This is a genomic window from Gordonia sp. GONU (assembly GCF_024733855.1).
In the GTDB taxonomy this organism is placed as follows: domain Bacteria; phylum Actinomycetota; class Actinomycetes; order Mycobacteriales; family Mycobacteriaceae; genus Gordonia; species Gordonia amicalis.
On sequence record NZ_JANRHB010000033.1, the window covers coordinates 1 to 22,181 of the forward strand.

19 protein-coding genes are annotated in these 22,181 nt (G+C 67.5%); 5 read left to right on the top strand and 14 right to left on the bottom strand.

Annotation, left to right across the window (positions count from 1 at the left end; translation table 11 throughout):
- Positions 1–397 precede the first annotated feature (397 nt).
- From NWF34_RS20895 to NWF34_RS20925, 7 genes are all read right to left on the bottom strand, one after another.
- Entirely contained in the window at positions 398–1,303 is a 906-nt protein-coding gene (locus tag NWF34_RS20895) for an alpha/beta hydrolase family protein (RefSeq protein WP_375295697.1), read from the bottom strand.
- A 264-nt stretch (positions 1,304–1,567) separates the two neighbouring features.
- On the bottom strand, positions 1,568–3,139 hold the full coding sequence (locus NWF34_RS20900) for a hypothetical protein (RefSeq protein WP_258325990.1): 1,572 nt from the start codon (positions 3,137–3,139) through the stop codon (positions 1,568–1,570).
- Positions 3,140–3,239: 100 nt separating this feature from the next.
- Positions 3,240–4,076, bottom strand: coding sequence for a CoA ester lyase (locus NWF34_RS20905; protein WP_258325991.1), 837 nt, complete (start codon positions 4,074–4,076; stop codon positions 3,240–3,242).
- Positions 4,073–5,236 (bottom strand): acyl-CoA dehydrogenase family protein, encoded by a 1,164-nt coding sequence (locus NWF34_RS20910; RefSeq protein WP_096272663.1) that lies wholly within the window; start codon positions 5,234–5,236, stop codon positions 4,073–4,075. Before NWF34_RS20910 ends, NWF34_RS20905 begins: the two co-directional genes overlap by 4 nt.
- 70 nt (positions 5,237–5,306) lie before the next feature.
- A complete protein-coding gene (locus tag NWF34_RS20915; RefSeq protein WP_024500041.1) occupies positions 5,307–6,686 on the bottom strand; it encodes an MmgE/PrpD family protein in 1,380 nt (459 codons plus the stop codon).
- Positions 6,683–7,894, bottom strand: a complete 1,212-nt coding sequence (locus tag NWF34_RS20920) for a CaiB/BaiF CoA-transferase family protein (RefSeq protein WP_191834643.1) — start codon at positions 7,892–7,894, stop codon at positions 6,683–6,685. The genes NWF34_RS20915 and NWF34_RS20920 overlap by 4 nt, the downstream gene beginning before the upstream one ends.
- Entirely contained in the window at positions 7,891–8,451 is a 561-nt protein-coding gene (locus tag NWF34_RS20925; RefSeq protein ID WP_024500039.1) for a MaoC family dehydratase, read from the bottom strand. Before NWF34_RS20925 ends, NWF34_RS20920 begins: the two co-directional genes overlap by 4 nt.
- A gap of 258 nt (positions 8,452–8,709) precedes the next feature.
- On the opposite strand from NWF34_RS20925, the gene NWF34_RS20930 reads away from it, so the two are divergent.
- From NWF34_RS20930 to NWF34_RS20940, 3 genes are all read left to right on the top strand, one after another.
- Entirely contained in the window at positions 8,710–10,788 is a 2,079-nt protein-coding gene (locus tag NWF34_RS20930) for a hydantoinase/oxoprolinase family protein (RefSeq protein WP_024500038.1), read from the top strand.
- 1 nt (position 10,789) lies between these two features.
- Positions 10,790–12,610 carry a hydantoinase B/oxoprolinase family protein gene (locus tag NWF34_RS20935; protein ID WP_191834642.1) on the top strand — a complete coding sequence of 607 codons (1,821 nt, stop codon included), beginning with the start codon at positions 10,790–10,792 and terminating at the stop codon, positions 12,608–12,610.
- 128 nt (positions 12,611–12,738) lie between these two features.
- Positions 12,739–13,953, top strand: a complete 1,215-nt coding sequence (locus NWF34_RS20940; protein WP_191834641.1) for an amidase — start codon at positions 12,739–12,741, stop codon at positions 13,951–13,953.
- Here the strand turns inward: NWF34_RS20940 and NWF34_RS20945 are convergent.
- The gene (locus tag NWF34_RS20945; protein WP_024500035.1) at positions 13,937–14,662 is read right to left on the bottom strand and encodes a FadR/GntR family transcriptional regulator; all 726 of its coding nucleotides are present in this window, start codon (positions 14,660–14,662) and stop codon (positions 13,937–13,939) included. The genes NWF34_RS20940 and NWF34_RS20945 overlap by 17 nt on opposite strands.
- A 622-nt stretch (positions 14,663–15,284) precedes the next feature.
- Positions 15,285–15,800, bottom strand: a complete 516-nt coding sequence (locus NWF34_RS20955; RefSeq protein WP_191834639.1) for a hypothetical protein — start codon at positions 15,798–15,800, stop codon at positions 15,285–15,287.
- A gap of 345 nt (positions 15,801–16,145) precedes the next feature.
- Between NWF34_RS20955 and NWF34_RS20960 the strand changes: the two genes are divergently transcribed.
- Positions 16,146–17,501, top strand: a complete 1,356-nt coding sequence (locus NWF34_RS20960; protein ID WP_191834638.1) for an FAD/NAD(P)-binding protein — start codon at positions 16,146–16,148, stop codon at positions 17,499–17,501.
- 37 nt (positions 17,502–17,538) lie between these two features.
- Here the strand turns inward: NWF34_RS20960 and NWF34_RS20965 are convergent, their stop codons facing one another.
- The 4 genes from NWF34_RS20965 to NWF34_RS20980 all read right to left on the bottom strand — a co-directional run bounded on the left by NWF34_RS20965 (position 17,539) and on the right by NWF34_RS20980 (position 20,494).
- Positions 17,539–17,973 (bottom strand): hypothetical protein, encoded by a 435-nt coding sequence (locus NWF34_RS20965; protein WP_191834637.1) that lies wholly within the window; start codon positions 17,971–17,973, stop codon positions 17,539–17,541.
- Complete coding sequence (locus NWF34_RS20970) at positions 17,970–19,151, bottom strand: globin domain-containing protein (RefSeq protein WP_024500031.1); 1,182 nt, start codon at positions 19,149–19,151, stop codon at positions 17,970–17,972. Before NWF34_RS20970 ends, NWF34_RS20965 begins: the two co-directional genes overlap by 4 nt.
- 14 nt (positions 19,152–19,165) lie before the next feature.
- Positions 19,166–19,672 carry an Rrf2 family transcriptional regulator gene (locus tag NWF34_RS20975; protein ID WP_258325992.1) on the bottom strand — a complete coding sequence of 169 codons (507 nt, stop codon included), beginning with the start codon at positions 19,670–19,672 and terminating at the stop codon, positions 19,166–19,168.
- Between the two features lie 66 nt (positions 19,673–19,738).
- A complete protein-coding gene (locus NWF34_RS20980) occupies positions 19,739–20,494 on the bottom strand; it encodes a DUF72 domain-containing protein (protein ID WP_258325993.1) in 756 nt (251 codons plus the stop codon).
- Positions 20,495–20,864: 370 nt separating this feature from the next.
- On the opposite strand from NWF34_RS20980, the gene NWF34_RS20985 reads away from it, so the two are divergent.
- Complete coding sequence (locus NWF34_RS20985; protein ID WP_024500029.1) at positions 20,865–21,359, top strand: FBP domain-containing protein; 495 nt, start codon at positions 20,865–20,867, stop codon at positions 21,357–21,359.
- Positions 21,360–21,452: 93 nt separating this feature from the next.
- Here the strand turns inward: NWF34_RS20985 and NWF34_RS20990 are convergent, their stop codons facing one another.
- Positions 21,453–22,106 carry a hypothetical protein gene (locus NWF34_RS20990; RefSeq protein ID WP_024500028.1) on the bottom strand — a complete coding sequence of 218 codons (654 nt, stop codon included), beginning with the start codon at positions 22,104–22,106 and terminating at the stop codon, positions 21,453–21,455.
- Between the last annotated feature and the right edge of the window lie 75 nt (positions 22,107–22,181).

Below are 22,181 nucleotides of genomic sequence, written 5' to 3' on the forward strand. Positions count from 1 at the left end.
CCCGACCCGGCGTCCGGCGATCAGTCGCGCCTGCACCTGCGCCAAGTCATCGACCTACGCAACGCCTCCGACGCCGAAGCCACCCTCGCCTCGATAATGCTCGCCGCCGCATACCCGCGCGTGTGAAGCAAGCGTGGCGAGGGACGGTCACCGGCCCTTCGAGGCTCGTCGCTAACGCTCCTCACACCTCAGGGAGCAGATGGGCAAACACCCCCAACACTCCTCACACCTGAGGGAGCAAGTGGGCACCACTCGCTAACGCTCCTCACACCACAGAGAGCAAGTGGCCACTCACCGCCAACACTCCTCACACCACAGAGAGCGAGGGTGGGCACCTCATAGAGCGAAAGTTCGTGCAACCGCACCGAAGTCGAATCGGAGGTCCGTGGCCGCTGCGTCAGTCGATCACGTCATCGACGTCATCGAGGTCTGCCGCCGAGACGCCGGTGATGATGTCGAGAACCTGCGGGTATTCGGGCGCGGTCGAGGTCACCACCGAGCCATGGTCACCGCCCGGGATCAGCACCGCCTCGGCCTGACCACCCTGCCTCACGACGGCATCGACGTAGCGGCTCGAGTTGACCGGCGAGACCATGCGGTCCTTGGTGCCGTGCACGGCCACCACCGGTGTCGTCGGATCGATGTTCTGGATCGGGTCGACCATGGTGTAGCGCTTCGGCACCTGACGAGGCAAGCCGCCCAGGGCGGTCACGATCCGATCGTCGCCATGTGTTGCGGCATAGACCATGTCGAGAGGTCCGGCGAGCGACACCACCCGGGTCGGCCGGAACACCGGCCGCGCACCGACCTCGTCGTCCTCCAGCTTGTGCCTGGTGCCACCCCACACCGCGAGTTGAGCGCCGGCACTGTGTCCGACGACGAGCTCGTCATCCGTGGTGATCTGCGGGAACTGCTTGTCCACCACCGACACGTGGTCGAGCGCACTCGCGACGTCGCGGAAGGTCGTCGGCCAGCCGCCGCCCGAACCCACCCGCCGGTATTCGACGTTGTAGACCGCCATGCCGCGCTCGGCGAGATCACGAGCCAGCGGATCGAAGATGTCCGCGCCCAACGCACTCTGCCAGGCACCGCCGTGGATCAGAACGACGAGCGGGATCGAGTCGACCCGCTGCTCGCCCTTCGGGAGGTACAACTCGGCCCAGTTCTGATCACTGTCGGCCTCGCTGGGTGTCGGGTACTCGATCCGGTGGATGGTGACGTCGTCGAGGTACTGCACCTCCTCGGTCGCCTGGGTCTTGACCGGACCCGACACCGCCGGGTCGTCGGCACTGCACGCCGTCAGTCCCAGTCCCGCGGCGAGTGCGACGCCCAGAAATCGAAGTGGGACAGGCGACCAGCGGGTTCGCCGGGAGTCGCTCAGGGTCAACGAAGGCAACAATTCAGTGCCTGCCTTTCCGGCCACGAGGCCATCACGCATTCTGTCGCAACCGGTCCCGAGTGTCGGCACCACGATGTCGCCGGCTTCGCCGCCACCGCCCACGCGATCGGCGTCGAATGTCCCGGATGGATCTGTTCCTTCACTTCGCCGGCGTCACTGCCGGCGAGATCACTTCACCGACAGGGGCACGGCGGTGGTCGACCCACCGGCGCGGACCGTTGCGGTCAGCGGGGTCCACCCCGTCCAGAGATCCACCGGCACATCGAGCTTCGCACCCGGCCGGAGTGTGACCGGAGTCTGTGTGACCGCGCTCCGGTCGGCGATGGTGTCGCTGCGTTCGACCGCGACCCGGAATTTCTGCGCACGACCCTCGGTCTGCACGGTCACGCCGACGGGCGACGTGGCCCCTACCGAGACCGACGAGCCCGGACCGATGGCGAGCTGCGAGGTCTGGGTCGAGACCGAACGCAGCGAATCCTCGGTCGCAACCTCGAACCGGGCTGTCGTCGGTGCCGACGAACTCACCCGGATCGCGTGACGAACGGGATCGACATCGAGCGCGGACGTCGCGCCGGCGGGAACCTCGAGATCCCCGACCGCCACCGCACCACCGCTGCTCAGGACCGTCGTGCTGATGTCGGCGGTACGTCCGGCCTCGACACCGTCGACGACGACGCGGAAACGCTTGCCGGCGGGGACGATGAACCGCGCGGTGTTGTCGTTGTTGAACAGGATCCTCTGCTCCACACCGGGAATCGGCTTGCCGGACAGATCGGTGACACGGACATCCCAGTCGACGTCACCGACCCCCTTGGCCGTACCGTTCGTGTCGGTCACCGCGACGACGGTGTCGTCGGTGCGGAGATCGGGATCCTGATGACGCGCCAGGACCGTGCCCAGCGGGACCAGCACCAACTTGTTCTTCTGCGAGCCCTGGAACAGCATCGTCGGATCGGACGGCTTGGTCGCCGTCGAGTAGTACCAGGTGTCGGCGGCCGGATCCACGACCACCATCTTCTCCACACCCGGGAAGTTGTTGTCGTACACCACGATGCCGCGCTTGCCGTCGCCGAGATCCCGAATCGCCACCGGGTTGATCGCGTGTCCGGCCGTCTGCTCGTCATCGGTGAAGATGGCGAGGATGTAGTTGTCGTTGCGCGACCAGGCGTTCCGGAGCTTGGTCAGTGCCTGCGACACCGAGACCTCGGACATGGCGAGATCCGTGGGCGGGAAGCCCTGGGTGATGAACATCCGGGCGATCAGCTCGTCGAGAGGACCCGACGCGGGCATGCTGTAGACCGTCTGCCAGGGCATCGCCAGCGGGAACGGGCTCAGGCGCTTCGTGTTGTACAGACCTGCCAGCGCCGCCATGCCATAGCAGTGGCCCCCGGTCATCGACTCGTTGAACTCATTCTGCACGAGTTCGGCGACGGTGGTCGGTGAGCAGACGCCGAGCACGATCCGGGCACATACCTCGTCGCCGAAGACCGCACGCATGCCGTCGATGGTGAGACCGCGCCGGTGCAGGGCGTCGTCGTCTCCCCAGTTCTCGAAGGAGAAGCCGTCGCGTTTGACGTCGAATCCCGAGTGCGCGACCACCTTCCCGGCCTGAGGATTCACGACGGGTGCCGCCTCGGAGGCTCCTATCCCCACCACCGGGAACGTCGCCGAGATTGACACCGCGAGCGCCGCAACCAGCGGACGCGTCGACCATCGGGAATGGCCCTGACCTTTGCGCATTGCTAAACATTAGCGGACAAATCAGGCACCCTGAGCACATCCTGAGAGGAATCAAGCCCCCTGTCGATGATCTGTCACGAAAACGTCGTCCGCGGGTGTGTCAGGTCCGGCGAGCGAGGGTCCTACGCGCGATCCGGGCGACCGCCTCGTCGATGAGTCGGCCCGCGCTGTCGGTCGCCGCCCCGTGCCCGGCGGCGTCGAAGGCCGCCAGCACGTCGACCGCGGCGTCCACCTCGGACGCGGTCGGCGCGAGACCGGCACGCGCGGGCCCGATCTGACGCGGGTGGATGCACGCGCGACCGAAGAACCCGAGCCCGGCCAGCCGCCGGGTCTCCGTCTCGAATGACTCGGCATCGTCGATGACCGGCGACGCGGCCGCGAGGGGTGGCCGGATCCGTGCCGCTGCCGAGGCGGCCACGACTTGTGATCGTGCCCAGAGCAATTCGTCGCCGGCGACCGGCGTGACCCCGAGGTCCGCGGCCAGGTCCACCTCGCCGATCTGCACGAACTCGACCCGGGGACCGCCGGCGATCGCTGCTGCGTTCACCAGTCCGGCACCGGTCTCGATCAGCGGCGAGACCGGTGTCCGTGGACGATCGTCCTGCGTCTCGAGATCCGTGAGCATCCGGTCCACGCGTTCCAGGGTCGCGCGATCATCGCATTTGGGCAGCCAGATGCCGTCGGCCCCGCACCGGACCGCCATGGTCAGGTCGTCGAGCAGCTCGGCACCCGGATTCACCCGTACCCACGCGGGCACACCGGACCGGTCGCGGTTCTCGAGCCAGGCGCCCACCGCGATACGCGCAGCGTCCTTGGCGGCCACCGGCACCGCGTCCTCGAGGTCGAGGACCACGGCGTCGGTACCGGAGGCGGTCGCCTTCCCGAAACGTTCGGGCCGGTCGCCCGGTACGTACAGGTAGATCAGCGCCGAACTCATCCGACGGTGACGGTCCCGTTGACCAGTGCCTTGGCGATGACGGTCCGCATGATGTCGTTGGTGCCCTCACCGATCGACATCAGCGGCGCGTCGCGGTAGTACCGCTCGACGTTGAACTCGGTCGAGTAGCCGTAGCCACCGTGGATCCGCATCGCCTCGAGGCTCGCGGTGATCGCGGTCTCCGAGGCGAAGTACTTCGCCATGCCCGCCTCGCCGTCGACGCGCGCACCCGAATCCGCCTTCGCGGCAGCCCAATACGTCATGAGACGGGCGGCCTGCAGCTGGGTCGCGATGTCGGCGAGCTTGAGCTGGATCGCCTGGAAGTCCGAGATCGGCTTGCCGAAGGCGGTGCGCTCCCGCGAGTAGTTGAGCGCCGCGTCGTACGACGCCTGCGCGATGCCGACGCTGCGGCCGGCGATGTTGAGGCGGCCGATCTCCAGGCCGGACAGGGCCTGCTGCATGCCGCGGCCCTCGACCCCGCCGAGCAGCGTCGACGCCGGCACCCGCACCTCGTCGAGGAAGATCTCGCACGATTCGGTGCCCTTGTAGCCGAGCTTCCCGAGGTCGCGCTGGACCTCGAATCCGGGAGTCGTGGTGTCGACGAGCAGGATGCTCATGCCCTTGTGCGCCGGGGTGGCCGACGGATCGGTCTTGACCAGGACGGGGAGCACGTTTGCGTGGCGCGCGTTGGTGATCCAGGTCTTGGTGCCGCGGATGACGTAGTCGTCGCCGTCGCGGGTGGCGGTGGTCTTGATGCCCTGCAGGTCGGTGCCCGCGCCCGGTTCGGTCAGGCCGATGCCGGTCCGGCATTCCCCGCTCGCCAGCCGGGGCAGCCACTGCTGCTTCTGTTCCTCGGTACCGTGCCGCGCGATCATCCAGCACGCCAGGTTGTGACTGCCGAGGATGCCGGCGATACCCATCCAGCCGCGGGCGATCTCCTCGTACACGAGAGTGAACGACACCATGTCGAGTTCGAGTCCGCCGTACTCCTCGGGCGTCGTGATCCCGAACAGGCCCATGTCCCGCAGTCGCGCGACGATCTCCGTGGGATAGCGACCCTCACGTTCCCACTCGTTGGCGACCGGGATGATCTCCTTGTCGACCAACTGGCGGAGCGCCGACCGGAAGTCGCGCTGTTCCTCGGTGAAGCTGAAATCCATTGCGTGATCCTTGATCTGAGGTGTGGACGGTACTCCGGGCCCGGCCCGGGGTTTCGGCGAGAAGAGTCGGTCAGCCGATGAGGGCGGTCGCGAGCACCGGGATCTGTTCGACGGACGGGGCGTCGCACAAACCGAGGACCGCTTCGATGAGCGCATCCGCGTCGGCTCCGCCGCCGCTGTTGCCCCGGAACTTCTCGGCGACCGCGGCGTCGTCCATCGGCCGGCCGGAAGTGCCTCGGCTGCACGGAACCTCGCCGACGAGCCGGGTGGAGTCGTCGAGGGTGATGACCGCCCGGCCGGCGGCGTCGGCGGCCGGACGGGCATCGGGTACGGGAACGACCTCGACGAGTCCGGCGGTGGCGGCCACGTCGGGTCTGACGATCGATTCCTCGGCATAGGTGTCGACCGTGACCGCTCCGTCGTGGACGAGTGCGGCGACGCTCCACGGCAGGTCGAACTTCGCGTCATAGACGCTGCGTGGGCTGCGGGTTCCGGTTCCGGGCCCGCAGACGATGTCCACGCTGTCGGGATGAACGTCGACGCTGATGGCGGCGACGCGCGACGCCGTCACCGCGACACCCGCCTGCGCCGCATCGGCCAGGACCTGCGCCACCGCATCGAGCGAGGCGTGCATGAGCTGGCAGCTCGGGTACGGCTTGATACCGATACCGGCGCTCTCCCAACGAGTTCCGAGATCGGCGACGATCACGTCGGGATCGACGTCCCGGTCGGCGAGCGCCCGGTAGAGGCCGCGCCGGCCCTCCAGCACCGATTCGGGACCAGTGGCCCCGGCCAGGGCCAGGCGCGCGGCGAGGACACCGCTGAAACCCGCGTTCCCCGGGTGCAGGACCTTGGTGTTGGCCCCGGTGTCGAGGAACTCGAGCAACCCACCCGACGACGACGCCGCGATGCCGATGGCATCGGTGAGACGGTCGGCGTCGGCGCCGTACAGCAGGCCGGCGGCGACGGCACCGGCGAGCGGGCCGACGACGGCGGTCGCATGGAGTCCGCGCGCGTGGAAGCCGTGCGGTGCGGCCGCACCCAGTCGACAGGCGGTCTCCAGGCCGGCCACCAGCGCGGTCACCGTCCGCGCACCGGTCGCGCCGACTTCCTCGGCGACGGCCAGGACGGCCGGTGCCACGACCGTCGTCGGGTGCACGAGCGCACCGGCATGCGTGTCGTCGAAGTCCAGGGCGTGCATCAGAACCCCGTTGGCGAAGGCCGCCGCGGGAGCGGAGATGGCCTCGGGGTCACCGAGCGGATGTGCCTGCGCCGGGCCGCCGAGCCCGCGGGCGACGGACAGTCCGGGGCCGCCCTGATCGAGTCGACGGGCGCCGATCGCATTGCCGATCCCGTCGAGCAGATGTCGCACCGCGGCCTGCCGGGTGACCTCGGGAATGTCGTCGATGTCGAGGCCCGCGGCCCATCGCGCGAGCCGGCGGGCGGTCACGGCGTGCCCTGTGCGATCGATCCGAAGGCGCCGGCCTCGACGAGACCGCTGACGTCGTCTGCGCTGTAGCCGAGCAGTTCCATCACCTCGTCGAAGTTCTCGTTGCGGCGCGGTGCCCGACGATACTCCGCGGGCTCGTTGCCGAAGCGCACCGGTGAGGTGACCTGACGGACCTCGCCCCACACCTCGTGTTCGGTGGTGGCGATGAGCCCGCGCGCCAGGGTGTGCTCCTCGGTCAACGCCTGCTCGACGTCGTTGATCGGCCCCGTCGGCACACCGGCCTCCGTCAGCAACGACACCCAGTGATCGACCGTCGCCTCGGCGAATCGCTTCTCCAGCAAGGGCAGCAGTTCGTCCTTGTGCTGACCGCGGGCGGCGAAGTCGGTGAACCGCGGGTCGTCGAGCAGCTCGGTGAGACCGATGGCCTCGGCCAGCCGCACCCAGAACTTCTCCTTGGCGCAGCCGACGACGAACCACCCGTCGGAGGCCTCGAAGGCCTGGAACGGCACCAGCGAGGGATGCGCGGAGTTCTTCGTGCGGCCCGGACGGTAGCCGGCGTTGAGGTGCCAGGCGGCCGGGTAGGTGAGCATCGAGATGGCGGTGTCGTAGAGCGAGACGTCGCAGTCGCCGCCGACCCCATCCCGCCGGGCGGCGTGCAGACCCGCCATCAGGCTGAGCGCGGCGACATAGCCGCCACAGAAATCGACAAGGGAGAGACCGGATTTGGTGGGCGGACCGTCGGGATCGCCGGTGAGGTCCATCCATCCGGCCAGGCCCTGCAGGATGTAGTCGTAACCGGGTTGCTTGGCCCGCGGACCGGTCATGCCGAACCCGGTCAGGCTGCAGCAGACGATGGCCGGGTTGAGGTGCTTGAGGTCGTCGTAGGTGATCTTGATCTTCGCCGGGACGTCGCCGCGCAGATTCGAATAGACCGCGTCGCTGGTGCGGACCAGATCTTCGAAGACCTTGCGTCCGCCGGGCGTCCCGAGGTCCAGCGACAGGCTGCGCTTGTTGCGGTTGAAGGTCTCGAAGAACAGCGAGTCCTCGCCCTTGTTGTAGGGCGGAACGTAGCGCCCGACGTCGCCGCCGGAGGTCGGTTCCTCGATCTTCAGCACGTCGGCACCGAGATCGGCCAGATGGACGCTGCCAAAGGGGCCGGCGCCGTACTGCTCGACGGCAATGATGCGGACGTCTTCGAGCGGCCTCATGAGCGCGCATCCTCGGTCTGTGCGGCGGCGGTGAGCTCGGTCAGCGAGGGCGCCTTGACTTCGGGGAAGTAGTTCTGTCCGATGCCGCTCTCGCGGGTCGCCACCATGACGGAGCGCTTCCAGGACACCACGACCTCGCCGTCCTGGTTGATCCCGCGGGTGACCATCGACACGATGCCGGCGTAGGGACGAGACTTGGACTGGCGCAGGTCGGTGCAGATGCTCTCGGCGTAGATCGTGTCGCCGACGTACACCGGATGCTGGAGTTTGACGTCGGTGAACTGGAGGTTGGCGACGGCGTTCTGACTCATGTCGATCACCGACAGGCCGAGCACCAACGCGATGGTCAGCCCCGAGTTAACGATCACCTTGCCGTCGGTGATGGGATTCGTCCGGGCGAGGTGCTCGTTGAAGTGGTTCTGATTGGTGTTCATCGACAGACAGGTGATCCACGCGTTGTCGGTGTCGGTGATCGTGCGGCCCATCGGGTGCTGATAGACGTCGCCCACGACGTAGTCCTCGAAGAAGCGTCCGAGTGTGGCGGGATGGGTGGTCAATGGTCCTCCTGAAGGGTGCGGCGTCGTCGTCGAGAAGCACACGCCGTGACGCGGCCCACCATAAACATCTGATCTTTAAGTCGTCAAGACAACGGGAACGTGTTGAATTCACCGAGAATCTGCTCATGGGTTGCCGAAACATCCGATGTATTGCATCATTCTTCCGAGCGCAGCTATGGCTCAGATCACTCCCGTCACCGGATGGGGCGCACCGATCCGACGTCGGGGTGACGGCATGAGAAGAGGAAGCGAGTTTCGATGAAGCGAATCGGCGTGGATGTGGGCGGTACGTTCACCGACCTGGTCCTGTGGGACGACGACGGGACGGTGACGGTGCACAAGACGCCGTCGACCAACCACGATCCCTCGATCGGCACGATGGACGGGATCGAGGTGCTGGCGCAGCGTGCGGGCATCGACGTCGCCGACATCGAGATGTTCTTCCACGGGACCACCGTGGCCACCAACATCGTGCTCGAGCACAACGGCAGCGACGTCGGCATGATCACCACCGACGGGTTCCGCGACCTCCTGCACATCGCGCGTAAGAAGCGCCCCCTGAACTACTCCAACTACCAGGATCTGCCCTGGCAGAAGTGGCAGCTGGTCCCGCGCCGCAACCGGCGGACCGTCCCCGAGCGGATCGACGCCGCCGGTGACGTGCTGACGCCGCTCGACGAGGACGCCGTCCGCCGCGAGGTCGCACTTCTCCGCGAACGCGGGGTCGAGGCGATCGCCGTCGCCTTCCTGCACGCCTACCGCAACCCCACCCACGAGCAGCGGGTCCGCGAGATCATCGCCGAGGAGTACCCCGGCGTCTTCGTGTCGCTGTCCAGCGACGTCGCCAGCCAGTACCGCGAATACGAGCGCTTCTCGACCACCGCCCTCAACGCCTTCGTGGGACCCAAGACCTCCCGCTACATCGAGAACCTGGCCGGCAAGGCGAAGGCCGCGCAGGTCGGCGAGGACGTCCACCTGATGACCTCGGCCGGTGGTCTGGTGACCTCGCGCAGCGCCAGCGAGGTCCCCGTGTCGCTGCTGACCAGCGGCGTCGTCGCCGGTCTGCTCGGCGGCTGCTTCATCGGCCGGGCCTCGGGATACCCGAGCGTCATCACCCTCGACGTGGGCGGCACCTCGGCCGACATCGGTGTCGCACCCGACGGCAAGCTGCGCATGAAGCACCTCCTCGACACCCGGATCGGTGACTACCACGCGATGGTCCCGATGGCCGAGGTCGACACCATCGGCGCCGGCGGCGGCTCGATCGCCAGCATCGACGAGGGTGGCATGTTCCGCGTCGGACCACGCAGCGCGGGCGCCATGCCCGGACCCGCCTGCTACAACCGCGGCGGCACCGAACCCACCTCGACCGACGCCATGGTCGTCATGGGCTGGCTGGGCGCCGACAGCTTCCTGTCGGGAACCATGGAGGTCAAGCCGGAGCTGGCGACCGAGGCGGTCAAGACCCACATCGCCGACAAGCTCGGCGCCGATCTCGAGCATGCCGCGATGGGTATCTTCCAGATCCTCGCCCACTCGATGACCGAGGCCATCTCCCTGCACTCGGTGCGCAAAGGCTATGACCCGCGCGAGTTCTCGCTGGTCGCCGAGGGCGGCGCCGGTCCGCTGTACGCGTGGCAGATCGCCGAGCACCTGGGCATTCCGCGCGTCATCGTCCCCGGCCATCCGGGCATCACGTCGGCGGTCGGCCTGCTGACCACCGACGTGCGCTACGAGGTCCCGACCACCGTGTGGACGTCGTCGGCCGAACCCGACCTCGAACTGCTGGCCCGCGAGATGGACCGGCTCTCCGAGCAGGCCGTCGCCCAGCTGCGGGCCGACGGCATCGCCGAGGACGACATCACCCTCGAGCGCAGCGTCGACTGCCGTTATGTCGGACAGGGTTACGAGCTTCGTGTGCCCGCACCCGACGGCGAGATCACCGCCGAATGGGTCGAGCAGACCGCGGCCACCTTCCACGAGGTGCACGGCCGTACCTACTCGCAGCGTTTCGACGACAAGCCGGTACAGCTGGTCAACATCCGCGTGACCGGTGTCGGTGCCGTCGAGCACATCCGCATCGCCGAGATCGAGAAGGGCGGCGCCGACGCATCGGGCGCCATCAAGTCGACCACCCAGGCGCTGTTCTGGAAGAACGACTCCGCCGACCCCGAATGGGTCGAGACCCCCGTCTACGACCGCGCACTGTTCAAGGCGGGCAACACCTTCGAGGGCCCCGCCATCGTCCAGCAGTTCGACTCGACGACCATCGTCGGCATCGGACAGAAGGCCACGGTCGACGCCGTGGGCCACATCATCATCGAGAGGAGCGCCTGAGATGGCGAAGACCCTGATGCCCACCGACGGCGTTTCCCTTGCCGCCGAGGCCAATCGGACCTGGAACACCGTCGAGGTCGATCCGATCACCCTGCGCGTCATCGGTGGTGCGCTGAACTCGATGGCCAAGGAGATGGCCCAGGTCCTCTACCGCATGGCCTACTCGAGCCTGATCCGCGAGTCCGAGGACCTCGGCGCCGGCATCTTCGACGTCAACGGTCGCGAACTGTGCGAGTCGGATTCGACTCCGATGCACTGTGGTTCGATCCCGGCCTACATCCGCGGCGTCAACCGTAAGCTCGCCGGGACCTACAAGCCGGGTGACGTGATCCTGCACAATCACCCGTACCACGGCGCGGCGCACTCCCCCGACTACGGCGTGATCATCCCGATCTTCTGGGAGGGCGAGCACATCGGGTTCGCCGGGTGTACCGGTCACGTCTCCGACATCGGCGGCAACTTCCCCGGCCTGTGCATGGACGTCGTCGACGTCTGGGCCGAGGGCAAGCTGATGGACTCCATGAAAATCTACGACGGCGGCGTCCGCAACGACATGCTGATCCAGCACATCCTGGACAACGTGCGCACACCGGAGCAGAACCGCGGCGATCTCGAGGCCCTGATCGCCTGCTCCCGCATCGGCGAGAAGCGGTTCGTCGAACTGCTCGAGAAGTACGGTCTCGACGTCGTGATGAGCGCCGCCGACCGGTGGATGGACTACTCGGAGGAGATGCTGCGCAGCCGCATCCGGGCGATCCCCAACGGCAGCTACGAAGCACCGATCGGCTACCTCGACGACGACGGCAAGAATCGCGGTGTCCCGCTGAAGGTCGCGGTCCGCGTGCAGGTGGAGGACGAGGACGTCCTCATCGACCTCACCGGCTCGAACGATCAGGTGCCCACGGCGTTCAACGTGCCCTTCGAGGGTTCGGTGCTTCCCGTCGCGGTGAGCGCGATCCGCACGATCCTCCTCGATGAGTACCTCACCGAGGAGTTCGTCCCGCAGAACGACGGGTGCTTCCGTCCGGTGCGTGCCTACGCACCCGAGGGGACGATCTTCAACCCGGATTTCCCGGCGTCGTGTTTTGCCCGGTTCTCTCAGGTCAACCGGATCTTCGACTCGATCAACCTGGCGCTCGCGCCGGTGCTGCCCGAGCGGGCGATCGCCGGTTCGTCGGCGGCGCTGTGTGCCATCGCCTATTCGGGTCTGGCCGAGGACGGCGAGTCGTACTGGGTCTACATCGAGATCAACGAGGGTTCCTACGGTGCGCGCAACGGCAAGGACGGCATGGACGCCGTCGACGCCCTGATGGCCAACACCCGCAACAACCCGATCGAGGAACTCGAGCTCAATCACGCCATGCGCGCCGAGCGTTACGAACTGCGCGACGAGTCGCCGGCTCCCGGTCAGTGGCGCGGAGGCATCGGCAGTGTGCGCACCTGGTACATGGAGACCGACACCTTCCTCGGCTCGGAGGCCGACAACCGCACCGACCCGCCCGCGGGTGCGCTCGGCGGCGGCGACGGCGCCTCCGGATCGTTCATCCGCAATCCCGGCACACCGGAAGAAGAGGTGCTCTTCTCGAAGGTCACCCAGGAGGTCATCCACGCGGGTGACCGCCTGGAGATCCGGATGCCGTCGGGTGGAGGTTTCGGCGACCCGTTCCGGCGCGACCCGTTCTCCGTGCTGTCCGACGTGTGGGACGAGTACCTGACCGCCGAGGAGGCGCGCCAGGACTACGGTGTGGTCGTGAACACCGACAACTGGACCGTCGACGAGGCTGCCACCGAGGCCCTGCGCTCGTCGCGGGTGGCGTCCTGACCAGTGATCTCGGAGGGGCCGGCGATGCCAGCGCCGGGAGCGAAGCGAGCGGGCTGAGTGTCGCTGTCGCCGGCCCCTCCGGCATCTCCGGGAGTCCCTCTGCCGAAGCGGTTTCCGTCGCCGAGCGCTTGAACACGGTCATCAGCTGGGTGCCCGGCGAGCTGGGCGTCGATCCATCCGGGGCCCGGGGTCCCCTGGCGGGTGTCCGCGTGGGCGTGAAGGACAACATCGAGGTCGGTGGGGTGCGCTCCACCTGTGGATCGGAGTTCTTCGCCGACCGCGTGGCGGCGGACGACGCGGCATGTGTCGACGCCCTGAAACGCGCCGGGGCGGTGATCACCTCCACGCTGAACCTCGCCGAGTTCGCCGTCGGCGTCACGAGCCAGAACTCGGCATCGGGCGGTCCGGTGAATCCCTGGAACGCCCGCCGTGTGCCCGGCGGCTCGAGCGGCGGGTCAGGTGTCGCCGTCGCCGCGGGGCTCGTCGACGTGGCACTCGGCACCGACACCGGCGGCTCGATCCGGTTGCCCGCCGCGTGCTGTGGGGTGACCGGTCTGCGCCCGTCCATCGGCCTGCTGGACATGTCCGGGATCTTCCCCGTGAGTGCGGACTTCGACACCGTCGGACCGCTGGCCCGCACGGCCACCCGGGTGCGCGAGACGTTCGCGGTGCTCGCCGGTTCGGACCCGGCACCCCCGGACACCGGTCCCCTCAGAGTTGCGGTCCCGTGGCCGTTCGTCACCGGCGACGTCGATCCCGCCATCACCGACGCCGTCACCGAAACCGTCGAACTCCTCCGGAGAGTGGGTCACCGTGTCGTGGAATGTCCGGTGCCGCACAGCGAGTCGGCGCAGGATGTCGTCTACACCCTGATCTACTCGGACCTGGCGCGCACCCACGCCGAGCGGCTGCGGGACGAGCCGTCCCGGTTCCAGCCGGCGACCCGGGAGCGAATCCAATTGGGACTGAGCATCTCCGACGCACAGCGAGACGCTGCGGTGCGACAGCGGGACGTCTTCCGGTCGGCGATGGCCGACTTGTTCCGAGAGGTGGACGTCGTGCTCACGCCGGCGATGCCGGTGGACGTACCGGAGCTCGGCGTCGGGGAGGCGGTGGTGGCGCAGGCCCGCCGGATGGGACAGCTGACGTATCCGTGGTCGTTGCACGACGGCCCGACACTGGCGCTGCCGGTCGGCGTGCATCCGTCCGGAATGCCCATCGGTGCACAGCTGACGGCGGCGCGTCTGCACGAGGGGACCCTCCTCGCGCTGGCCGAGCAGGTGCAGGAGCACAGCGAATGGCATCTCCGACGCCCACCGGTCCGCGTCAGTTCTGACGTCTGAGCAGATCCATCTGCTTGTAGACGTCGCCGAGGTGGTCGAGGTGCCGGCGCATGAGGGTCATCGCCGTCATCGAGTCCCGGCGCTCGACCGCCTCGAGGATCGCACGGTGGTCTTCGTCGACGCACTGCCAGAAACCCTCCGGTGCGGCGTCGCGACTGAAGCGGCTGCCGATGACCCGGAACACCGGGACGGTGATGAGATCGAGGAGCGGGTTGTCCGCCGCGCGCAGCAGGATGCGGTGAAACTCCTGGTTGTTGGCGTAGACCTCGGGACCGATGCCGGAGGATGGGTCGAAGATGGTGTCGCGCAACTCTTCCAGGTGAGCGTCGGTGTGCCGGTAGGCGGCGACGCCGGCCGCGGGGACCTCGGTGAGCTGACGAACCTCCATGAGTTGGTCGACGGTCACCCCCTCGGCGGCGGCGAGCAGGGTGACCCCGGCTTCGAGATGGGCGCTGAGCTGGCCGATGTCGGGGGTGGCGACGAACGTCCCGCCGGTGACCCCGCGCGTGGTGTGGACCAGGTTCTCGCTCGCGAGCGTCCGGATGGCCTCGCGTACGGTGCTCTGCCCCACGCCGAACTCGGCCCGGAGTTCGGTGTCCGGTGGGAGACGGGTGCCCGGGGTCAGTTCGCCGGCGAGGATCCGTACACGCAGCGCGTCGGCGACGACCTCGTACGCGGGACGCTTGCCGGACTTATTCGCCTCTGTCACAACATGTTCCGATCTCAGTGGGTTTGTCCCAAACTACCAGATCATCCACACATCGACGCCTACCGACAGACCCGAGCTCGGGCTGCGCAGTCTCTGCAGGACCTCGTCGACAGTCGTCCCTGGGACGATTCGACGTGGACTACCTTTGTCACTTCGTCGCGGTCCGACCGACTCTAGGCATCAGCTGCACGAAGGGGTGGCATGGAAGAGTGATGACAACGATCGAACACGCCGCAATTCGTGTGCACATCTTGGGAATCACATTGCAGTCGGACGTCTCCGAGCATCGGCTCCTGGAGGAACTGCGTCGCCGCGGTTACCGCGTGCAGCCAAGCGATCTACGCCTGGCGCTCGACGACATCGTCAGACGGGGCCTGATCGAGCGGCACGACACAATGCGGAGATGCCGAAATCGTCGCACCTACGAGGCGACACCGGCCGGTCGCATGGCGTGGGCCGACGAGTGCCGTGCCTTGAGCAAATTCACCCACGAAGTGTTCGGGACCCAGCTACCGCCGCTGCCGGCGCAAGTCGGTCTCGACGACTCGCAGGCGTGGTCATCCGCACCCCGTCGACAGAACGGTGAGACAAAGACCTCTCGGGCGACCGGTCAACGCGCGTTCTAGGCTCGGTCCGGCTCTGAGTTCGCCGTCTTGCGCGACCTGGTCAGCAGCCACCATCCCAACGCTGTGACGATGACAGCTCTTCCGCCAGTCGCGATGGCGTGCAACATGGCGTCTGCAGTAGTGGCGGGCCGGTCGACCACCTCACCGTCCGGAGCCAGCCAGATCTCTCGTGTTCCACCGACACGGTCTTGTCGCTCACGCCCAACTGCTGCCGTGATCTGGCGACCGTCGCGTTCTGACCACACGACGAATGATGTGTCGTTGTCCTGCTTCGGAGTGCCGACCACTTTCGCGGTCACCTCATGCCGTGGAGGCTGGTTCTCAACGACAACCTTGTTTCGGGCGTAGGCGTCACTACCCATGGTCAGTGCGACCAACACTCCCAGCAGACCCATCAACGAGACGACGGCCAGCAGCACGCTTTCGAGACGGTCGGCCGAACGCACCAGCTCGTTCGATGACACATGCATGACCCGCCAGGTGTGCAACTCGCGAGACAAGAACCGCAACATGGCTCGCCTCCAAACCGGGAGTTCTGACTACGGTGCCCGGCCCACTCACAACCAAGCCTCCCCTGGAGTCAACATGGCGGCGCGAACCCAGAAAAGGGACTTACGTAGTACGAGAAGGGCATCAAGTACAACGACGGCGGCGACAGCAGGACGAGCGACGACGGTGGCCGCGCTGCCTCGGGCGGTGGGGTCACCGGCCCGCATCCAGTGACTGCCGACACTGCCGCTGCGCCTCGTCCAACCGAGCGGGACCGGTCTGCTGTAAGAAGTACCGGTGCCAGAAATGCGTCCCCGTCCACGAGCCGGATCCGTCTGTTCCGGCTTCGTCGGCGCAGGTGCCGGGTGATGCGCGTCATCGTGGTCGGGGCCGGCGCCGCCGGCTCGCTCGTCGTGTTCCACCTGGCTCGACTGCTGGCCGCGGACGAACGGACAGACACACTCGAGGTCGTGGTCATCGACGCGGTCGACCAGGTCGCCGGGCCGGCCTTCGGCACGACGGATCCTGCCCACCTCCTGAACGTCCCCGCATCGGGGATGTCGGTGGACCCGGACGAGCGGTTCGACTTCGTGGACTGGTGCCGGTCGGAGGGACTGGTCGTCGGCGAACAGGCGCACTACTTCTTCGCCCCGCGGGCGCAGTGGGCCCGCTACCTCCGATCCCGGCTGGCGGAGGCCTGCGAACGCGCCGGAGACCGGCTGAGTGTCCGGCACCTGCGCGACGACGCCACCATCGTCACCGCGGTGGGTGACGGCGTTCGCGTGGAGACGGCGGGCGGGACAGTCTTCGACGGGGACCGCCTGGTGCTCGCGACCGGACTTCCCGGCGTGGGCAACGACTGGGCGCCGTGCGACCTGAGTGAACAACCTCGATACATCGCCGACCCGTGGCTGCCCGACGCCCTCGAACCGGTGCTGGCCGACGACGGGGACGTCCTGGTGGTCGGTACCGGTCTCACCATGGTCGACGTGGCGATCAGCCTGCTGAAGTCCGGCGACGACCGACGCGTGGAAGCCATCTCGCGCGGGGGTCGATTGCCTCGACGTCATGCCGACACGTACCTCGGCGAGGTCGTCCCCGACACCTCGACGTGGGGCGACAGCCTGGACGAGATCCGGGCCGCGGTCGCCACCCATGTAGCGAGAATCGAACGCCTGCTTGGGAACTGGCGACCCGGCGTCGACGGTGTGCGCTACCGGATCGCCGAATTGTGGAGGCGGCTCGACGAGACGGACCGCCGCACCTTCGTCCGCGACCTCGCCGGGGACTGGGGTGTGCGTCGTCATCGGATGCCGCCGTCGAGCGGTGCGCTGATCGACGAGGCCCGACGGACGGGTCGTCTCGTCGTGCGCTCGGGGCGGATCACCCGAGTCGACGCGGTCCCGGGCGGTCTGGTCGTCGCGACCGGCGAGGACGAGCGCACCTATGCCTGGATCGTGAACTGCACCGGCCCGCAGACGGATCTGCGGCGACTCGGCAATCCCGTCCTCGACTCGATGTTCGACGCCGGACTGGCGACGACCGACCCGCTCGGTCTGGGTCTGGTCACCGACGACGGTCGTGTCCTCGACGCCGCCGGCCGTCCGGGCCCGATCTGGACACTGGGATCGCTGCGCCGCGGTGAACTCTGGGAGTCCACCGCCATACCCGAGATCCGCACGCAAGCAGAGGAATTGGCCGCGTCGCTCATCGGTGACAACTGAGGTCACCGATGAGCGACGGGTTGCTCGGGTCAGCTCGTCAGGTCGCGCCGACGAGTACCGCCGTGCCGAGCCAGACCAGCGCGGCCACCTTGATGACCTCGACGCCGACATAGACGAGATGCGCTGAGCTACGCGGGCCGTCGTGTCCGGCCAGCACGGCGTCGGACCGCTTGGTGAGGGCCGGCCGGACCGCGATGAGCTGGACGACCAACGCGGCGACCGCAACCCCGGTGGCAGTCGGTATGGCCGCCCCCGGCCAGGAACCGAGTACGACGGCGACCAGGATGGCGACCGCCCAGACGAGCTCCGCGGCGTTGAGAGCACGGAAGACCAGTCGGCCGATCCCGAGACCGATGGGCAGGGTCACGCCGGGCGCCCGGAACTTCAGCGGCGCCTCCAGGAAAGAGATCGCGACGACCATGCCGAGCCACACGAAGGTGAGCGCGGTGACCACCGCCGCGGCGGTGCTCATCGGGCACCCGATCGCAGGAGTTCCGGACCGAAGGTCTCGTAGTGGATCCGACTCTCCGCGATGTCGCGGCCGAGGAACTCCTGACGCATCGACGACAGGAACCCGGTGGGTCCACAGAGCATGACATGTGAATCGCGGTCGACGGTGACGTTGTCCAGCGACATCTGGCCGACCCGGACCGAGTCGGAGACGATGTGCGGCGAGGTGTTCTCGTACCACTGGATGAGTCGCCCGGTCGGCAGCGAGTCCACCAGCGCGGCAAGCATTCCGCGGTGCGGTTGGCGGTCGCGGGACCGGTCGGCGTGCAGGACCGTCACCGGGCGCGCGTCGCCCTTCTCGGCCAGTGCGGTCAGCAGGCCGATCACCGGCGTGCAGCCGATGCCGGCCGAGGCCAGCAGCAGCGGGGCGTCGTCGTCGGGCAGGACGAGATCGCCGAAGGGAGTGCTGACCCGCAGGATGTCGCCTTCGAAGACGTTCTCGTGCAGGTGGGCCGAGACCTCGCCGGCGAGTTTGACACTGAAGCGCCACTGGGCGTCGACGGGAGACCCCGTCAGGCTGTACTGGCGGATCTGCTGGGCGCCGTCACTCAGCGGGACCTGCACCGAGATGTACTGCCCGGGACGGAATCCCGGGAGACCGCCGTCGACAGCGGCGACCGTGAGAGCGATCGTGTCGGGCGAGACCTGGACGCGGTCGGTGACCCGGACCTCGCGCCACACCTGGCCGGGCTCGACACCCGCAGCGGCATACAGGTCGGATTCGGAGGCGATGAGCAGATCGGCCATGTCCCAGTACAACTGGTCCCACGCGTCGGCCACCTCCGGCGTGACGGCATCGCCGAGGACCTCGACGATGGCCGCGAACAGATGCTGGTGGACGACCTTGTACTGATCGGCGGTGACACCCAGCGAGGCGTGCTTGTGCGCGATCCGGTCCAGGATGAACCGCTGGCGTCGAACATCGGGTTCGAGCTGGAGACGCGCGAAGGCGGCGACCGAACCGGCGAGAGCCTGCGGCTGTTCACCGCTCTTCTGGTGGGTGCGGTTGAACAGGTTGTCCAGCAGGTTCGGATGTGCGTCGAACAGTCCGCGATAGAACCGCGGGGTGATCTCGGTGAGAGCTCCCTCGACTGCGGGCAGGGTCGCTGCGAGAGTGGCGCGTTGGGTGTCGGACAGCATGAGAACTCCTCTGTTCACTTGCTCACTGGGTGAGAGTCTCCGGCCTCCGGCCGGAAGTCGTTGTCACCGTTGGGCGGCCGCGTCGACAACGACAGCAGCACCGCGGTGGTCGGCTCGCCGGCGAGATCGGCGACGGTTTCGGAATCGAGGCTGTCGTAGAACGCGGCGGCCGCCCGGGCGAGCGCACCCCGGAGATGGCACCCGCGGCGCAGCGGGCACGGCTGCGGGCCTTCGCAATCGACGACCTCCCCGTCACCTTCGAGGGATCGCGCGAGCCAGCCCACGCGTGCTTCGCGACCGAGGTCGGTGATCGTCAGACCCCCGGCCCGGCCACGGCGCGCATGGACGACACCCATCTCCGACAGCCTGCCGACGACTTTGGCGACATGCGTGTACGGGACGGCGAGCTCCGCCGCGAGATCCTTTGTGGTGAGAGATGTTGCAGCCGAAGACTGTTCACCGGCGACGGCGAGTCGCATCACGACCCGGAGGCCGATGTCGGTGAAGCGTGTCAGCTGCATGCGGCAAGTGAAACATAAATTGGCATCACCGATACCAATTTATGTGACGTGTTCTCTATCACTCGGCTACCGCGGTGCGACCGTCCTCACAGGCATCCCCAGGGTCTGTGCGCGCCGAATCATGGTGCGCGCATTGTCGATCGCGGCGCAGCCGGGGTCGTTGTTGAAGTACACGTAGACGTCGCACTCAGCGTCGAAGCTGTCGCGCAAACGGCGCAGCCAGGTATCGATGGCGCGGACGCCGTAGCTCATCGGCCGTGTGGCGGTGCCGTCATGCATGCGCAGGTATCCGAAGTCGGCGGTCCGCCACAGCGGGGTGAGGATCCGACTACGGCGATCGGCCCAGCACAGCGCGGCGTTGTGCCGTTCGAGGACCTCACGGACCTCGTCGGTCCACCAGGACTCGTGACGCGGCTCCACGGCGATCTGGACACTGTCCGGGAAGAGCTTCAGGGTGTCGTCGAGGGCGTCGGGCTGTGCCCGGAGGTTGGGCGGGAGCTGCAACAGCACAGGTCCCAGCTTCGTCCCGAGGCCGGCGGCACGGTCGAGGAAGCGTTCGACCGGTTCGGCCGGCTCTTTCAGCCGCTTCACATGCGTGAGATAGCGGCTCATCTTCGCCGCCATCCGGAAGTCTGCGGGAACCGCGTCCGCCCAGTGCTCGAACGCCGTCTTCTCGGGCAACCGGTAGAAGGTGTTGTTCACCTCCGCCGTGGTGAACCGTTCCGCGTAGTAGTTCAGCCACAGCCGCTGCGGGAGCTTCTCGGGATAGAACGCGCCGCGCCAGTCCTTGTACTGCCAGCCGGAGGTACCGATGTGGAGCATGCTGCTCACCTCTGTCCGCGTGCCGACGCGGTCGGCTCGACACGATCGTCCGGTGGCCGCACGCCCGTGGTGGGGATCACCACGATCGGATACCCGCTTTCGGCATGTGCCAATCGCCGCCGGCAAGGCTCCGCCGGCAGAGTGGTTCCTCGATCGTGGTTATTTCCGTTGACAGAGTTGCATCGGGACGCGAGCATCTGGTTCATGCATCCGTTCGTGTCGTCGCCCGCTGGGCGTGAGGAGGTCGTCGGCGTCGTGCGCGCCGACGGTTGAGTGACCTGCCCCGACCGGCGCGAGTACCGCATCCGCGGACCGCGCCCGTCGACGCGTGCCCTCATTCCCTTCACGACACCCGAGGTGTTTTTCCTTCATGCATGCTCTGACCGAGTCCGAGATCCGCTCTTCCCTCGTCAATGCGACCGTCCGCGAACGCAAATCACTCATCCTGCCGCCCGATTTCACGGAAACGAATTGGGAGCGGACGGATTTCGTCGGCTGGCGAGATCCGAAGCAGCCGGTGGTCGGCTACGTCGTCATCCCGACCGACGTCGAGCCGGTCGGCGTCATGCTCCGGCTGGGCGGACGCCAGCCGCGCAAACGCCCGCTGTGTTCGTTCTGCGAGGACGTCCTCCTGCCCAACGACGTCGCCTTTTTCAGCGCCAAGCTCGCCGGTGCCGCCGGACGCAAGGGCGACACCATCGGCACCTTGATCTGCTCGAACTTCGAGTGCTCGAAGAACGTCCGGATGAAGCCGCCGCCGATGTTGGGCGGCCATGACCCGGAAGCCGTCCGGCAGCAGCGAATCGAGTCGCTGCGAACACGCCTCTCCGGCTTCGCCGCGCGCGTGCTCGGCACGTCTGCGTGAACGACGACCCGCGAGTCTGAATGACGTCGAGGACCCCGCTCCGCGATTGCGGAACGGGGTCCTCGATGTGAGAGGTCAAGCGGTCTGGAGAAGCTACTTCTTCTTCGGCGGAGCGTTGAGCAACTGGATGAAGGGCTGGGCGTTGGCGATGGCCGATCCGAGTCCGCCGACAGCGGTTCCGCCCAGCGAGGCAGCCGAACCCAGCAGGATCGCGCCGCCGATGCAACCGGCGAGGGGGCCGGCTCCGAAGAGCAGGGCCACCGGCGCGGAAACAACACCCGCAGCCACGGCGCCGAGCAGACAGCCACCGACCAGGCCCGTCGCCGCGCCGAGGAAGCCTCCCACACTCGCGGTCAGGCCGATGTTGTCCTTCACGCCGGCGACGGCGGCCTGCAGGTCGACATTGTGACGAACCGGCTGGAGCCGGGCGGCCAGCGGCGAGGTGTTCACCGTCAGCGTGGCCGACCGGCCGTGCACGTAGGCATTCACGGGATGGGTGAAGTCGTCGACGGCCAGGGTCAGCGGGATCGATTCCACGTTGTGTCCGTTGCGGTCGCGAAGGACGAGCTGATTACCGGACTTGACGAATGAACCGGTGTCGGTGGAGACGACGACGCTCGAGTCGTGCCGAGCCACGTTCCATTGGGTACTGACCGGGCCTGCGGTGTCGGCGTAGGCGGTACCGGTAGCCACACCCATGGACGCGATGACCATTGCCGCCGTGGCAAGGACTTTGTTGAACTTCATCGAGTTCGCTTTCTCTTTGTGCCCCAGCACTTCCGGGGCCACCTTCGGACCGCATGACCATAGGGGCCCCGGACA

Coding starts and splice junctions, on each gene's coding strand:
- NWF34_RS20990 (WP_024500028.1), bottom strand. CDS start 22,106: ATGAAGTTCAACAAAGTCCTTGCCACGGCGGCAATGGTCATCGCGTCC.
- NWF34_RS20970 (WP_024500031.1), bottom strand. CDS start 19,151: ATGCTGTCCGACACCCAACGCGCCACTCTCGCAGCGACCCTGCCCGCA.
- NWF34_RS20935 (WP_191834642.1), top strand. CDS start 10,790: ATGGCGAAGACCCTGATGCCCACCGACGGCGTTTCCCTTGCCGCCGAG.
- NWF34_RS20965 (WP_191834637.1), bottom strand. CDS start 17,973: ATGAGCACCGCCGCGGCGGTGGTCACCGCGCTCACCTTCGTGTGGCTC.
- NWF34_RS20985 (WP_024500029.1), top strand. CDS start 20,865: ATGCATGCTCTGACCGAGTCCGAGATCCGCTCTTCCCTCGTCAATGCG.
- NWF34_RS20910 (WP_096272663.1), bottom strand. CDS start 5,236: ATGGATTTCAGCTTCACCGAGGAACAGCGCGACTTCCGGTCGGCGCTC.
- NWF34_RS20930 (WP_024500038.1), top strand. CDS start 8,710: ATGAAGCGAATCGGCGTGGATGTGGGCGGTACGTTCACCGACCTGGTC.
- NWF34_RS20975 (WP_258325992.1), bottom strand. CDS start 19,672: ATGCAGCTGACACGCTTCACCGACATCGGCCTCCGGGTCGTGATGCGA.
- NWF34_RS20905 (WP_258325991.1), bottom strand. CDS start 4,076: ATGAGTTCGGCGCTGATCTACCTGTACGTACCGGGCGACCGGCCCGAA.
- NWF34_RS20920 (WP_191834643.1), bottom strand. CDS start 7,894: ATGAGGCCGCTCGAAGACGTCCGCATCATTGCCGTCGAGCAGTACGGC.
- NWF34_RS20980 (WP_258325993.1), bottom strand. CDS start 20,494: ATGCTCCACATCGGTACCTCCGGCTGGCAGTACAAGGACTGGCGCGGC.
- NWF34_RS20960 (WP_191834638.1), top strand. CDS start 16,146: ATGCGCGTCATCGTGGTCGGGGCCGGCGCCGCCGGCTCGCTCGTCGTG.
- NWF34_RS20955 (WP_191834639.1), bottom strand. CDS start 15,800: ATGTTGCGGTTCTTGTCTCGCGAGTTGCACACCTGGCGGGTCATGCAT.
- NWF34_RS20900 (WP_258325990.1), bottom strand. CDS start 3,139: ATGCGCAAAGGTCAGGGCCATTCCCGATGGTCGACGCGTCCGCTGGTT.